This is a genomic window from Rhizobium sp. Root708 (assembly GCF_001429725.1).
Lineage (GTDB): Bacteria > Pseudomonadota > Alphaproteobacteria > Rhizobiales > Rhizobiaceae > Rhizobium.
Genome location: NZ_LMHV01000011.1, coordinates 26,232 through 40,861, shown reverse-complemented (window position 1 = coordinate 40,861; position 14,630 = coordinate 26,232). Strand labels below are relative to the sequence as shown.

Here is a 14,630-nt window from a genome sequence, read left to right as displayed (position 1 = left end):
TCGCGGTTGGTCTTGCTTAGGCGAAACGGGAATGCTCGTGCCCAAACGAAGGATTGGCAAATGACAACCACAGATATGCTCCGCTTCAAGAAGATTCCCCTTTCTCATGGCACTGGTGCAATTCCGGTCGCCGGGTTCGGAACGCTCATTCCCGACGCGGTCGCGACGAACGAGGCGGTCAAATTGGCCCTTTCGGCAGGTTTCCGTCATTTCGACTGCGCCGAACGATATCTGAACGAGGAAGCGGTTGGCGCGGCATTCAGCGAAGCCATTGCGGCGGGTACCCTGCGCCGTGAGGAGCTTTTTGTCACCACGAAGCTCTGGAACACAAATCATCGGCCGGAACGAGTACGACCGGCGTTTGACGCCAGTTGCCGCCGCCTGAACGTCGATTACGTCGATGCCTATCTCATACATACGCCTTTCGCGTTTCTCCCAGGTGAGGAGAAAGACCCGCGAGACGAGTATGGACACGTCATTTATGATCCGGGGGTCAAGCTGATCGATACCTGGCGCGCGCTGGAGGAGCTCGTGGATAGCGGGCGGTGTCGGTCGATAGGTCTTTCCGACATATCGCTCGAAAAGCTCAAGGAGATCGTCGAAGCGGCGCGGATCAAGCCTGCCACCGTGCAGGTGGAAGCGCATCCATATCTGCCCGAGTGGGAGTTGCTGGAATACTGCCAGGAGCATGGCATTGTTCTTCTGGCTTTTGCGGCTCTCGGCCATGGGATGGTTCCGAACCTGCTCGCGGACCCAGTCGTGACCACGATCGCCGACCGCACGGGTCAGACGCCGGCTCAAGTCGCACTGGCCTGGGCCGCCCAGCGGGGGACGGCATTCCTTACGACGTCGGTGAACCCAAAGCGGATCGGCGAGAACTTCGGTTTCTCCACTTTGCCGGAGGACGCGATGCATCAGATGCGCGACCACATAACAACGAACATCCGCTTCAATGGCGTGGTCGACACGGGTGTTCCAGGCTTCATTCCCCGAGCTTCTGGCGTATAAGCGGCAGATGAGATCTGAAGAACTTTGCGGAGGCAACGTCGATGATCGAGGACCGGGAACTAAGGCTCGCGCTCGAACGACACTGGGCGGCTTCGGACGCCGGGAATTTCGAGCTCGAGCATGAAATCTACCAGGAGAATGCTGTGCTCGAGTATCCTCAGTCTGGAGAGCGCATAAGCGGGCGCAGAAAGATCCAGGAAAGCCGCTTCGTTCAGCCGAACAGGAAGCGCTTCTCCGTCCAGCGCATCCTGGGCAACGGGAACCTGTGGGTGACGGAGTTCGTCCTGTCCTACGACGACGTACCTTCTTACGCAGTAAGCATAATGGAGTTCGCGAACGGCTTCGTGGCGAGGGAAACGCAGTACTTCGCAGGTCCTTTCGAGCCGTCAGCGTCGCGGGCTCATCTGGTCGACCGGTCCTAGCGTATTCGTTGTTGATCGGAGCTACGAAGTTGCGCTACGCCTTCCCAATGATCACGAAGCCGACACCCGTCCCCGCCAAGAAGCGAACGTCCATCGGATCGCGTCGCAATCCGGAAACCGAAACTGCGGTTCTCGCCGCTGCCAGGGATCTGATATCGGAGAGAGGCTACGCGGGGTTTTCCGTCGATGAGGTCGCCCGTCGGGCAGGTGCCGGAAAAACCACCATCTATCGCTGGTATCCGACCAAAGCGGACCTTTTCATCGCGATCTACACCACCGAGCGCTCGACCTTCGTCCCTGTTCCAGAGAACGGGAACTTGATTGATGAGCTTGAGCAATACACCACCAGCCTGTGGCGTTTCTGGGCGTCTCACCCCGCCGGGGCGGCACTTCGCGGTCTTATCGCCGAGGCACAGGGCACACCGGAAGCGCTGAGTGCGTTGCGGGACAGGTTTCTTCCCGATCGTACCGCCGACGTACGACGGATGTTGAACAGCGCGGCGGTCCGCGGGGAGCTGCAAGCCGACGAGGTGGCTGCCAAGGTCGCGCTCTGGGTTGGATTTAGCTGGTACAAGCTGCTGGTCGGCGAGCTACATGACGAAGGTGTCATACGGTCGGTGATGATGCAGATTGCAGAGGTTCGGCGCAGCAGCTAGCGCTGAACTGGTGGTGTCGGCGAGATCATCGATACTAGTCGGAACCGATGGCCGTAAACGACGTCGGATTGTCCGTTTTTGCTACGGAATCGAGATTCCGGACAGGTGCCGCGTACCTATATTGGTTCGGTAAAACCTAGAGCCTTGGCACTAAGACTGGACCCTATCATGACGATCAATATCAATTCAAAGACGACCGCAGCTCAGCACTTCGACGAGATGACCGGCGCAGCGATGGTGGTCCGGGCGTTGGCTGATCAAGGCGCGGAAGTGCTTTTCGGGTACCCCGGTGGCGCGGTGCTTCCGATATACGATGCCCTCCTGGACGAGCCCCGGCTTCGCCACATCCTTGTACGGCATGAACAAGGTGCCGCCCACGCCGCAGAGGGATATGCACGCTCGAGCGGCAAACCGGGCATCGTCCTCGTAACGAGCGGTCCGGGTGCGATCAACACCGTCGTCGGGATTGCCGATGCCCTGATGGATTCGATACCTCTGATCGTCATCACCGGGCAGGTCCCGACCCACCTGATTGGTACCGACGCATTCCAGGAAGCCGATACAATTGGCATCACTCGGTCGTGCACGAAGCACAATTACCTCGTCAGGAGCATTGAGGAGCTCCCTCATGTCATGCACGAGGCGTATCGAATTGCGACGACTGGGAGGCCTGGTCCTGTTCTGATCGACATTCCCAAGGACATCCAGGTCGCTCGCGGACGCTATTTTGCTCCCGACGAAGCCATCCCATTGCATCGATACGCTCCCCAGACAAAGGGGAATCCGGTCTTGATCATGGAGGCGCTACGACTTCTCTCCGAGGCGAAACGACCGATCCTCTACACCGGCGGCGGCGTCATCAATTCTGGACCAAGGGCTAGCCAACGGCTGCGGGAATTTGCTGCCCTGGTTGGAGCCCCGGTCACGTCCACCTTGATGGGACTGGGTGCGTTTCCCGCCTCCGACGATCTATGGCTCGGGATGCCTGGTATGCACGGTGCATACGAGGCCAATCATGCGATGCATGACTGCGACGTCATGCTCTGCCTCGGCGCCCGGTTCGATGATCGCGTGACGGGGCGCCTCGACGCCTTCTCTCCGGGATCACGAAAGATACACGTCGATATCGACCCTTCGTCCATAGGAAAGATTGTTCCCGTCGACGTTGGTATAGTCGGCGACGCTCTTTCCGTTCTGGAAGACCTGATCGCCGCGTGGCCAGGCCAGCGTCAGGAAGATCGCAGGGATCGGCTTGCCCCCTGGTGGAAGCAGATCAACGTTTGGCGCGACCGCAAAGCTTTCGGCTATCGCAATTCCTCGGAGGTTATCAAGCCGCAATATGCGCTTGAGCGCCTGCGCGCGCTGACACTCGATCGCGACGTCTACGTCACGACCGAAGTCGGGCAGCACCAAATGTGGGCGGCGCAGTTCTTCCATCTGAGCGAACCGAACCGGTGGATGACATCGGGCGGGCTCGGTACGATGGGCTATGGCCTGCCGGCAGCGATCGGCGTCCAGCTCGCCCATCCCGACAGCACCGTCATAGATATCGCCGGCGAGGCCTCGATCCTGATGAACATGCAGGAGATGTCCACTGCCGCTCAGTACCGGCTCCCGATCAAGATATTCATTCTCAACAACGAATATATGGGAATGATCCGGCAATGGCAGGAGCTGCTGCACGACGAGCGCTATAGCCATTCCTATTCGGAGAGCCTTCCGGATTTCGTGAAGCTGGCCGAGGCGTACGGCGCAGTAGGCATTCGGGCGGAAAAACCAAAGGAGCTGGACGGCAAGATCATTGAAATGCTGAATACTCCCGGTCCCGTAATCTTCGATTGCCGGGTCGAGAAAACCGAGAACTGCTTACCGATGATCCCGTCGGGAAGGCCTCACAACGAAATGATCCTGTCGGACGAAGTCGTGGACATGGGCTCGGTGATCTCCGCCGAGGGTCGTGCGCTGGTGTGATCGTATGAGGGTTGATCTCGATACCGGTGCGGCCTTCCCTCGGAACGGGGGGCGGTCCGACGTTCTGGCGATCGGTCTGCAGGTTGTCTTCTGCGGACTCAATCCGGCGACCACCGCCGAGCGGGATGGCCATAACTTCTCGTCACCGACGAATCGCTTTTGGCGAGTACTGCATCTGGCCGGGTTCACCCCTCGGCTATTGAAGGCTGAAGAGGAGCAGGAACTGCTTCTCTATGGCTGCGGAATAACTGCGGCCGTTGAGAGAGCAACGAGGAGCGCAGCCGAATTGATCGCCGATGATTATGTGAAAGCGGTGCCCGAACTGGAGGCAAAGATAAGGAATTTCTCGCCGAGCAATCTCGCGTTCTTGGGAAAGGCGGCGTTTGCGGCAATCAGCGGCCGCGGTGATTGCGATTGGGGGCCGCAGAGTGAAGTTTTCGCGGGAGCGAGGACATGGATACTTCCGAATCCAAGCGGCCTCAACAGGGCGTTTGATTTGGATCGCTTGACCCGTCAATACCGCGACCTAAGATCGAAACTTTAGCCGCTGAGACGGCCTTGAGCCTGCCAGCGGCCATAGGCAGGGGGCAAACCATGCGCATTGCGATACTCACGATCCCCGGCGTTCAAATGCTCGACGTGGCGGGGCCGATGGATGTGTTCTCGGAGGCTACGAGGCTTCTGAAGGAGCGCTCCGGATATCGCGTGGACATCGTGGCGCTGACGATGGATCCCGTGACCGCCCTTAACGGCACTCGATTTCTGCCGGACATGTCGATCGAGGGCACGTTGGAAGGCTTCGACACGCTGCTGATTGCCGGCAGCCCCGGCGTGCGCCAGTACGAGGACCATCGAGAGTTGTTGCAGTGGATAATCCGTGAGTCACGTCATGTCCGCCGTCTTGCCTCGATATGCACTGGCGCCTTCCTCCTCGGGAAGGCGGGGCTGTTGGACGGGCGCCGCGCCACGACACATTGGAACTCGACGGCACGGCTTGCCAGCACGTTTCCGACCGTCAGGCTCGAGCCCAACACGATCTTCGTGAAGGACGGGCCGATCTATACAAGCGCCGGCGTTACGGCCAGCATGGATCTGGCGCTCGCGCTTGTGGAAGAAGATTTCGGTCGCAGTATCGCCTTGCGGGTCGCCAAGGAACTGATCCTTTTCCTCCAGCGTCCAGGGGGCCAGTCGCAGTTCAGCGTGCAGCTCGAGGCACAGGCGGCCGAAATCGGTCCGATCCGCGACATCACTCAATGGATTGTAGACAACATAGCGGGCGACCTCGCCGTCGAGACACTGGCGGCGCGCATCGGGATGAGCGCCCGCAACTTCGCAAGGACGTTCAAACGAGAAACCCAGATGACCCCCGGCGACTATGTCGAGGCCGCCCGCGTGGAGGCAGCTCGACGAATCCTCGAGGAAAGCGACACGCCGTTGAAGAGAGTGGCAAGCCTGTGCGGCTTCGCGGATCAGACTGGTTTGCGGCGCGCGTTCATGCGGCGGATAAATGTGACCCCAGTCGAATACCGGCACAGATTCCGGCCGTCCGCGACGACGGCAGCGAAAGATCCTCCGGCTCGGACACTCGCCACGGCGTGACGTTCGTCAGTCTGCACGCATACATATGACACAACGGAGGTTTAACAGGCTGGTCTTCCCGCATATCTTGCTACGCGTCGCGCTGATCAGGGTAGATTCTGTTGTCGCACCGATCGAGCAACGGCTTGCAGCCTGGAGGCCGTTTGAACGCGAGCTCGATAAATCGAAACTGCGAATGATGACGACTTTGGAACCCATATCGAGGTTACCGCAGCTCGCTGAGGGCATCGTCATGGGTAGCGCAGTTATCGACATTGCGTCGGTCGGAAGGGTTTTGCTCGGCGGCCTAAAGGTCGAATGTCAGTTGTTTCAAGAATGCTACGATGGCCTCCTCGTTGCGCTTGTAGAAGATCCATTGGCCAACCCGCCTGCTGCTCAGGAGGCCGGCAGCGGTGAGTGCCGCAAGATGAGCCGAGACGGTTGACTGGGCCAAGCCGCTTCGCTGAAACTGGTTTGCCGAGACGCCCATAGCGACGGGATATTCCTGAAGTCCGAAGTGCGTCTCCGGATCCTTCAACCAGCCGAGGATTTCCATTCGAGCCGGGTGCGCCAACGCCTTCATCACTTTCATCGTTTCCATGTATTTTCCTCGGCTGTCGCCGCGCTTTACGTTGTTGCTCCGCCGGGAGGCCTCGAGGATGGCGGCGGCCTCGACCGGCCGAGCGTCGACAGGCTCCCAACCCGTCGATCGGACAAACTTGAATATCTACATGAGGCGACTCCGCGACCGCCGCGAGTTCGACTCGATCGGGCTTGGGCGTAGAGCCTGCGAATTGCACGGCATGCCGACGACACTCTCGAACGACGCCTCATTTCCCGAAACGCCGGGCGCTTCGACGTGCGATTGCTTCAAGGCTATGCTGCAAACGCCGCATTCATGAACATTGCCACCTCCGCGACATGTCGCGACATCTGGCCCGTCGCGGTCGAGGCGGAGGCAGGTCGGCCGATGTAGCTCGCACGCCCGACCGTCCCGCGAGCCTGGGTCGCGGCCCATTCGAGGTAGGGTTCGACGAACGACCAGGCGCCCATATTCTTTGGCTCCTCCTGGCACCACGAAATACTTGCCGCCGGGAAGCGACCGAGTTCCGTTGCAAGCGCCTTGACAGGAAACGGATAAAGCTGCTCGACACGGAGCAAATAGACGTCGTCGATACCGCGCCGTTCTCGTTCCTCGACAAGATCGTAGTAGACCTTGCCGGAACATAGCAGCACACGCCGGATGCTGCGGTCGTCAACGAGCTTCGCCTTGCTGCTGTCGCCTTTCTCGCCATCGTCGCGGAGAATGCGCTGAAACCGCGTAGCGCCGGCAAGCTCGGCAAGATCCGATCTGCATCGCTTGTGCCGCAGCAGACTTTTGGGCGTCATCAGTATCAGAGGCTTGCGGAAATTGCGGGCCAACTGCCTTCTCAGAATGTGAAAGTAGTTTGCAGGAGTCGAGCAGTTCGCAACCTGCCAATTGCCTTCAGCCGAACTCTGCAGATATCGCTCCAGCCGCGCCGAGGAGTGTTCGGGGCCCTGTCCGTCGTATCCGTGGGGAAGCAGGCAGACTAATCCCGACATCCGCAACCATTTGCGCTGCGCGGAGGACAGGAACTGGTCGAACAGAACCTGGGCGCCATTGGCAAAGTCACCGAACTGTGCCTCCCAGAGGACCAACGTGCTCGGCTCGGCCAGCGAGTATCCGTATTCGAAGCCAAGAACGCCCTGTTCTGACAGCATCGAGTTGAATGTCTCGCACGGTGCCTGATCCGGACTGATGGAGCCGAGAGGCGAGTGGCGCGTACCGGTTTCTTGATCGATGATCACCGAATGACGTTGCGAGAACGTCCCGCGTTCGCTGTCCTGGCCGGAAAGGCGGACCGGATGACCCTCGGTAGCGAGGGATCCGAAAGCCAGTGCCTCCGACGTCGCCCAGTCGATGCCGGTACCGGCATCGACTGCACTCCGCCGTGCGTCGAGGAAACGAACGACCGTGGAATGCGCACGGAAACCATCTGGAAGGGTCGTTATGCTGCGGCCGATGGCTCGCAGCTTCTCGAGATCAACGCCCGTAGCGCCGTCATTTTCATCCTCGGGGTCGGCATTGCCGGCCCCGAGACCTGCCCATTTTCCATCAAGCCAATCGCCCTTGCTCGGCTTGTATGACTTCGACGCCTCAAACTCTATATCGAGATGCTCGGCCCACCTCTTGCCGGCGTCCTCTGCTTCCCGTCCGTCCACGACGCCGTTCGACACCAGTTGCTCGGTATAAATGTCCAGCGTCGACTTATGCTTGCGGATTTCCTTGTACATCTCCGGCTGCGTGAACGACGGCTCGTCACCCTCGTTGTGGCCAAAAAGGCGGGAGCAGATCAGGTCGATCACGACCGGCTTATGAAATGTCTGCCGATACTCGATCGCAAGTCTGGCAACGCGTGCGACCGCCTCTGGATCGTCGCCATTTACATGAAAGATCGGCGCCTCCACCATTTTCGCGACATCGGATGGATAGGGTGAGGATCTCGAATAGCTCGGATCGGTGGTAAAGCCGACTTGGTTGTTGATTATCAAATGGACCGAGCCACCTGTCCGGTATCCCTTGAGACCGGAGAGACCAAGACTTTCTGCGACGAACCCCTGTCCGGCGAATGCGGCGTCGCCGTGGATCAGAAGTGGCAGGACGGTAGAGCGGTTGACCGTGTCACGCCGCTGTTCCTGTTTGGCTCTTACCTTTCCCAATACGACGGGATCGATGATCTCGAGGTGCGATGGATTTGCGATCAGGGACAAGTGGACCTTCCTGCCGCCTATCTCCCGGTCCGATGACGTTCCAAGATGATATTTCACATCACCTGAACCCTCGACTTCGTCCGGAAAAGACGATCCTCCCTTGAATTCGCTGAAGATCGCCCGGTGAGGTTTCCGGATGACCTGACCAAGAACATTCAAGCGTCCGCGATGCGCCATACCAAGGACAACCTCGGACACGCCGAGTTCGGCTCCTCGCTCAAGCATTTCCTCGAGGGCGACGATCGTCGTTTCGCCGCCGTCTATGCCGAAACGCGTCGTACCGACAAACTTCTTGTTGAGATAACGCTCAAAACCCGTCGCCTCGACCAGTCGCTGCAAGATCCGCCGCTGATGATCGGGTGTTGTCGTGGACACGCCGGTTGCTTCGACGCGCTCTTGAATCCAAATCCTCTGGGCACGGTCAGAAATATGCATGTATTCGTATCCGACAGTCCCGCAATAGCTACCGCGCAGCCGACCGATCATCTCACGCATTGTGGCAAACTCGACCCCGAACGCGCCATCCACGAAAATCGTCCGATCGAGATCGGCTTCACCGAAACCGTAGGAGGAGGGCATTAGTTCCTCGCGCCCCTCCGAGACAGCGAGACCCAAGGGGTCCAGATTTGCTTCCCTGTGTCCCCGCATTCGATAGGCGCGAATGAGCGCCAATGCCCGCGCCGTATCCCGGTCAGTTGCAAATTGATCGCGACCGTCGACGGGCTGCGTTACGTCCGCTGTTTTCCGGTCGGGCTCTCTGGCCCAATTGCCATCAAGCGCAGAGATGAGATCGCCATTGAGAGGAATTGGCCAGCTGGCCGACTTCCACGAAGCACCACTGACGGTCCTTCTTATGTCGGCTGCCTCGTCTCCCAACGAGCCAAAGAAATCTTGCCATTCCGGCGCGACCGAGTTCGGGTCTTCCAGATACCGTGATTGCAAATTTTCGACATAGGCCGCGTTCCCGATATCAAGGAACGACATCTGCGCAAACATACCGGCAGGCAATTGCGGATCGCGCGCGCTATTCATCTTGGCACCCCTTCCCACTAATCGGAATTTGCTCATCTGCGTTTCCGGTGCACCCACCCGCTGCCATGCACGTCGCTGACACTGGCAGCTTCCCGCGCCCATGTTTCGACCACCGACACAACAATATAGTCTCGGCCGGGGCGTCCGATATTTGCAACAACATGCAAAAACGGACAAACTGGATCCATTTACTGCCGAGTTGTGTGCAGCCTGCAGAAGTCAGGTCGTCTGCAGGCATCGCTGCGCGTCGGCAAAGGATCGCGAAATCCCGGCAAAATGGCTATTGCACCTAGGTGTCGCCCCCACAAAGCCGCGCGTTGCTGGGCAGGTTGGCTACAAGTCCCCCCGCCTCCGAAGTCGGATTAGTGATATCCCGTGTGGTTTCGGCAGGCTCGAGGACTGGCGCTGCTAACCCCCGAAGTGCGGCATCATCCGGAGAAGTTCGCTCGGCAGGTTGTCGCCTTCGCCGACGTCGATCAGCCACCTGTCCGCATTCCGTTCCCAAGCGACACGGTTGCCGCGATCGAGGCGAAGCACGCGTCAGACGCAGCCATCATCAATTTGTGGCGGAACGTGTCGGTCTCTGCCGACTTCTGAGATATGTCAGTGTTCCACTGAGGGCCGATAGCGACATCGACAATCGACTGCTTTGCGCCACAAGCGGCCTTTCGTTCGGTTGCATGAAATTAACCTAAAAGGGGTATTTTTGACCTGTCATCCGTGGGGGGGTGAATAGGCTATGACCGGCGAAGAACACAGTTTAGTTGTCCAAATTGCCTTACGCATATTGATGGCAATCATTTCGCTCGGCGTGTTGAGCGGGATCATCACCATTGCGGTCGTCCTCTGGCGTACGGAGTCGTTAGTTGTGCTTCCCGGCGAGGAAAGTCTCTCTCGGTGGGAGCGAAAGGCGCGGCAGTCCAATCGGTTCAATGCCTTTTTTCTTGAAACTCGATTTAGACGGCTTCGATTGGCGATGTTTGGGACTGTGGCACTTTGTGTAGCATCGCTTGCGCTTCTGATCCTGATTAACGGCGTGTCGAGGTGAGAAGCGCTGGGAACTCATTGTGACCGCTGATGGTGTAAAGGTCCGCATCTGGCTACGGCAGGATTGCGCCAAGAACGGACATTCGAACGGCCCGTCATCGCGCCGTGCTGATCCTGTATTTTTACGACGTTGAGACTCGCCCAGACGCTCTCGCGCGGTCGTTGCAACCAAAGCTTCTATTCTATGAGTTAATTGGCCGTGTCGTCAAGCGTATGCTAATATGAACAGAGGCAGAGGATGTTCCTCCGGCCCGTATTGGTTGTTGCTAAGTCTGTTTGACCTTCGTGTAGTTAGTTGGGTTTAGGCTCCAAACTCTTCTGATGTACTCGTTCAACTCGAGTTCCCCTCAATGCTGATGTGACCGTTTCAATCTGATGGTAGCGACCGGGAGGGTACCATGCGAATGAAATTGGGATTTTTGACGCAGGTCGCTGCGGCAACCCTGACGTGTTCAGCCTGGACTGTGAGCACCCAGGAAATCACCGGGGCACCGGGTGTGCACCGGACGCGACGACGACCCTTGACGGGCGATACCTTCCCAATCCGCCGACGCCGTTCGGCGGTGAAATCGGGTTGAGCGCCAAGGACTCAAAACCGTATTGGCCGCCGCAGGTCGTACCACCCAAGGGCGCCCCCAATATCCTTTTGATCATGACAGACGATGCCGGTTATGGGGTGGCCGGCACATTCGGAGGCGTTATCCCGACTCCGGCGCTCGATCGGGTGGCGCAGACGGGCCTCCGCTACACGCAGTTCCACTCGACGGCGCTCTGTTCGCCTACGCGGGCGGCGCTAATCACGGGGCGCAACCATCATTCGACCGGTTTTGGCGTGATTTCCGAGCAGGCGACCGGCTATCCCGGATACGATTCCGTTCTGGGCGTAGACAACGCAACGATCGGCAACATTCTGAAGCAGAACGGCTATTCCACATCATGGTTCGGCAAGAACCACAACACGCCATCGTTCCAGTACAGCAGCGCCGGTCCCTTCGACCAATGGCCGTCGGGCATGGGCTTTGACTACTTTTATGGCTTCATGGGCGGCGACAGCAACCAGTGGCAGCCCTACCTCTTTCAGGATCACACGCAGATTTTTCCTTGGGTCGGAAAGCCCGGATACAATCTGATTACCGACGAGGCCGACAACGCCATCAACTACATCAAGCAGTTGAACGCGGCTGCGCCTGACAAGCCCTTCTTCGTCTACTATGTACCCGGCGCCACACATGCGCCGCACCATCCGACGCCAGAGTGGATCGAGAAGTTCAAGGGCAAGTTCGACATGGGCTGGAATGCCATGCGCGACCAGATCTTCGCGAACCAGAAGCGCCTAGGGGTCGTTCCGCAAAATACGCAACTCACCCCCTGGCCCGATATTTGCCGAAATGGGACGCGCTCGACGCTGACAGCAAGAAGCTGTTTGCCCGCCAGGCCGAAGTGTTCGCAGCTTACGTCGCCTATTCCGACAATGAGATCGGACGCGTGGTTCAGGCAGTAGATGACATCGGCAAGCTGGACAACACGCTCGTCATCTATATCGAGGGTGACAATGGCACGAGCGCGGAAGGGAGCACGCTAGGCACTCCGAGCGAGGTGATCACCATCGAAGGCCTGCAGATCCCCGTCGCCGATCAGTTGAAATTCTACGATGCCTGGGGTACCGACCAGACTTACCCGCACATGTCGGTAGCATGGTCATGGGCCTTTGACACGCCGTTCAAATGGACCAAGCAGGTGGCCTCGCATTTCGGCGGCACGCGGCAAGGCATGGCGATGGCGTGGCCCGCCCGCATCAAGGACGCAGGCGGAATTCGCAGCCAGTTCCAGCACATCATCGACATCCTGCCGACGATCCTCGATGCGACCGGGATCCCGGCACCAGCCATGGTCAACGGTGTGGCGCAAAAGCCGATCGAAGGCGTCAGCATGGCCTACACGTGGGAAAAGGCCAACGCCGACGCGCCTTCGACACGCCGCACGCAGTACTTCGAAATGTTCGGAAACCAGGGCATCTACAACGACGGCTGGTACGCCTGTACCACGCCGCCGGCAGCGCCCTGGCTGATGGGCACTGCGCCGATGCCGGAAGTGGTCAATGGCTACGAATGGGAACTCTATAATCTCAACGAGGACTATTCGCAGGCCAACGACCTCGCGCAGAGCAATCCTGACAAGCTGCATCAGCTGCAGGAATTGTTTCTGCTCGAGGCCGCGAAATACAACGTGTTCCCGCTCGACAACTCGATCCTGGAGCGGCTCATGACCCCGCGACCGAGCGCGACCGCCGGACGGAAGCTGTTCACCTATTCAGGCGTCGTCTCAGGCGTGCCTGGCGGAAACGCCCCGAACATCCTGAACAGGTCCTACACGATCACCGCTGAGATCGAGATTCCGGCGGCCGGCGCCGACGGCATGCTGGCGACGACGGGCGGTCGCTTTGGCGGCTTCGGCCTATACGTCCTGAAGCAAAAGCCGGTGTTTCTCTATAACTTCGTGGACATCGAACGCTTCCGGTGGGAAGGCTCCGACACGCTGCCGCCCGGCAAGCATACCATCGAGTTCGACTTCGCATCGGACAGCCACAACATGGGCAGCGGCGGTACGGGCATCCTCAAGGTGGATGGCAAGGAAGTCACCAACCAGAAAATTCCGCACACTGTCCCAGCTCTTATGCCATGGTACGAGACCTTCGACGTCGGTGTTGATACTCGCACCGGTGTCGATGACAAGGACTACCAGGTGCCGTTTGCCTTCACCGGGACGATCAACAGGCTGACGGTCCAGTTGAACTGAGACTGTGCTGGGCTAGTTCCAGTGGCAGCTAAGGGCCGGAAGCAGACAAGGTTGCGGACGTTCTTTTCAGCGACGCCAGCCTACCTTGAGGGGATCCTAACAACGGATGAATTGCCTAATCGAACATCGACTGCAATTTCAGATGGAAGAATACCCTCTGTCGCGAGATTGAATCGCAGCGAGAGGAAAATCGTCGGCGCGACGAGAAGAAGAAGGCCTGACACTTCACCCCCCTGCCCAAACAAGTGGTACGCCTTCTCAAACCGAGCTTATTTTCAACGTTCGAGAATGCCGACCATCCGGTTGACGCCGTCCCAATATTCTTTGGGCATGGTTTCGGCGGCCTCTGAAATCGCCAGCTTCCAGGCAGGTCCGCGATCCCACGCCTCCTCCAGTGTATCGGTCAGTGAAGGCCCATGGCCGGTGACCAGCAGAGCGTCGAATAGAATTCCTGCCTGTCTCAGGTCCTTGTCCCGTTTGGCCTGGCCGCCAGCGTCATTTTGGCGGCGACCGGCTATGATCAGCTTATGCACTGCATACCTGCAGGGATCGGGGATAACCACCGAGATACCCGCGCCATGTAGGAGGATCGAACGAACGGGATCACGGATCAGGAAATCCATGAACCTCAGCGGTTCGACCGAGGCGCCACCGAGAGCAGGCATGTGGGCGGGTTTGTCCGAATATTCTTCTGCTCCCCTGTTCGTCGTCATGAATTCGACCCGGTAGCCGATTTGATTTCGGAAGGCATGAGATCGAAGGCTACCGCTAATGTGAGGCACGGCCCGGAACGAGGGATCAAGTCCTTTCAGGAGATCAAGGATCGGCGGCAATGAGTCAGCGACTTCCGCGGAAATCGCGAAATCCTGGGCCAGGTCTGCGTCACCCGTCAAGATCGCCGCCGAGGGCAGACGGATGCCGAGTAGCATTGAAAAGCGACAGTGCCGATAAAAACACCACGCAGCCGGAACAGACCGGCCCTTGCAAGCGCTTGTACGACATCGCCGGTAAAGCGATCAGCAGCGATCAAACCGGCTTCGCGCGTCAGCGTGGAAACGAACTTGCGGCGGGCCTTATAGTCCGACTTCTCGCCCTTGAACGTTTCGACCCGTTCCGAAATTAAGGGGTCATCCGCGGGCCCGACATACCGGCGCTTCTGCCCGCCCCCACCGTTAGGCTGGTCGAAATACCAATAGCGCCGGCCATCGACAGCGACCGGCACGAATCTACCTGACGGAGGAAAGTCCTCTGCCCAATCGTCATCAAATGACCGTTGCTGAAGTTCCGCGACCATCGTCCGGAACATGAGATCGATCTGCTTGATCAC

General features: G+C 58.7%; 10 protein-coding genes and 2 pseudogenes. 9 read left to right on the top strand and 3 right to left on the bottom strand.

The window, feature by feature from the left end; translation table 11 throughout:
• The first annotated feature begins 60 nt into the window (after positions 1–60).
• From ASE04_RS10155 to ASE04_RS10130, 6 genes are all read left to right on the top strand, one after another.
• On the top strand, positions 61–1,008 hold the full coding sequence (locus ASE04_RS10155) for an aldo/keto reductase (protein WP_056816036.1): 948 nt from the start codon (positions 61–63) through the stop codon (positions 1,006–1,008).
• Positions 1,009–1,049: 41 nt separating this feature from the next.
• A complete protein-coding gene (locus ASE04_RS10150) occupies positions 1,050–1,430 on the top strand; it encodes a nuclear transport factor 2 family protein (protein WP_443216857.1) in 381 nt (126 codons plus the stop codon).
• 29 nt (positions 1,431–1,459) lie between these two features.
• Complete coding sequence (locus ASE04_RS10145) at positions 1,460–2,086, top strand: TetR/AcrR family transcriptional regulator (protein WP_244490378.1); 627 nt, start codon at positions 1,460–1,462, stop codon at positions 2,084–2,086.
• Between the two features lie 168 nt (positions 2,087–2,254).
• Positions 2,255–4,057 carry an acetolactate synthase 3 large subunit gene (locus tag ASE04_RS10140; RefSeq protein ID WP_056816030.1) on the top strand — a complete coding sequence of 601 codons (1,803 nt, stop codon included), beginning with the start codon at positions 2,255–2,257 and terminating at the stop codon, positions 4,055–4,057.
• Positions 4,058–4,061: 4 nt separating this feature from the next.
• Positions 4,062–4,601, top strand: coding sequence for a G/U mismatch-specific DNA glycosylase (mug, locus tag ASE04_RS10135; protein ID WP_056816027.1), 540 nt, complete (start codon positions 4,062–4,064; stop codon positions 4,599–4,601).
• Between the two features lie 50 nt (positions 4,602–4,651).
• Positions 4,652–5,656 carry a GlxA family transcriptional regulator gene (locus ASE04_RS10130; protein ID WP_056816025.1) on the top strand — a complete coding sequence of 335 codons (1,005 nt, stop codon included), beginning with the start codon at positions 4,652–4,654 and terminating at the stop codon, positions 5,654–5,656.
• A 286-nt stretch (positions 5,657–5,942) separates the two neighbouring features.
• Here ASE04_RS10130 and ASE04_RS10125 read toward each other — a convergent pair whose 3' ends face one another.
• Together ASE04_RS10125 and ASE04_RS10115 are read right to left on the bottom strand one after the other, a co-directional pair.
• Positions 5,943–6,236 (bottom strand): ArsR/SmtB family transcription factor, encoded by a 294-nt coding sequence (locus ASE04_RS10125; RefSeq protein WP_056816022.1) that lies wholly within the window; start codon positions 6,234–6,236, stop codon positions 5,943–5,945.
• Positions 6,237–6,511: 275 nt separating this feature from the next.
• On the bottom strand, positions 6,512–9,460 hold the full coding sequence (locus tag ASE04_RS10115) for a 2-oxoglutarate dehydrogenase E1 component (RefSeq protein WP_082597302.1): 2,949 nt from the start codon (positions 9,458–9,460) through the stop codon (positions 6,512–6,514).
• 375 nt (positions 9,461–9,835) lie between these two features.
• Between ASE04_RS10115 and ASE04_RS29920 the strand changes: the two genes are divergently transcribed.
• The 3 genes and pseudogenes from ASE04_RS29920 to ASE04_RS10105 all read left to right on the top strand — a co-directional run bounded on the left by ASE04_RS29920 (position 9,836) and on the right by ASE04_RS10105 (position 13,303).
• Positions 9,836–10,057: a hypothetical protein gene (locus ASE04_RS29920; RefSeq protein ID WP_200960705.1), complete on the top strand. Its 222-nt coding sequence runs from the start codon at positions 9,836–9,838 to the stop codon at positions 10,055–10,057.
• Between the two features lie 142 nt (positions 10,058–10,199).
• Positions 10,200–10,508, top strand: a complete 309-nt coding sequence (locus ASE04_RS10110; RefSeq protein ID WP_056816016.1) for a hypothetical protein — start codon at positions 10,200–10,202, stop codon at positions 10,506–10,508.
• A gap of 403 nt (positions 10,509–10,911) precedes the next feature.
• Positions 10,912–13,303: pseudogene (locus ASE04_RS10105) on the top strand (arylsulfatase).
• 275 nt (positions 13,304–13,578) lie between these two features.
• Here ASE04_RS10105 and ASE04_RS10100 read toward each other — a convergent pair.
• Positions 13,579–14,627, bottom strand: a pseudogene (locus ASE04_RS10100) (nucleotidyltransferase family protein).
• Between the last annotated feature and the right edge of the window lie 3 nt (positions 14,628–14,630).

Coding starts and splice junctions, on each gene's coding strand:
- ASE04_RS10155 (WP_056816036.1), top strand. CDS start 61: ATGACAACCACAGATATGCTCCGCTTCAAGAAGATTCCCCTTTCTCAT.
- ASE04_RS10150 (WP_443216857.1), top strand. CDS start 1,050: ATGATCGAGGACCGGGAACTAAGGCTCGCGCTCGAACGACACTGGGCG.
- ASE04_RS10140 (WP_056816030.1), top strand. CDS start 2,255: ATGACGATCAATATCAATTCAAAGACGACCGCAGCTCAGCACTTCGAC.
- mug (WP_056816027.1), top strand. CDS start 4,062: ATGAGGGTTGATCTCGATACCGGTGCGGCCTTCCCTCGGAACGGGGGG.
- ASE04_RS10130 (WP_056816025.1), top strand. CDS start 4,652: ATGCGCATTGCGATACTCACGATCCCCGGCGTTCAAATGCTCGACGTG.
- ASE04_RS10125 (WP_056816022.1), bottom strand. CDS start 6,236: ATGGAAACGATGAAAGTGATGAAGGCGTTGGCGCACCCGGCTCGAATG.
- ASE04_RS10115 (WP_082597302.1), bottom strand. CDS start 9,460: ATGAATAGCGCGCGCGATCCGCAATTGCCTGCCGGTATGTTTGCGCAG.
- ASE04_RS10110 (WP_056816016.1), top strand. CDS start 10,200: ATGACCGGCGAAGAACACAGTTTAGTTGTCCAAATTGCCTTACGCATA.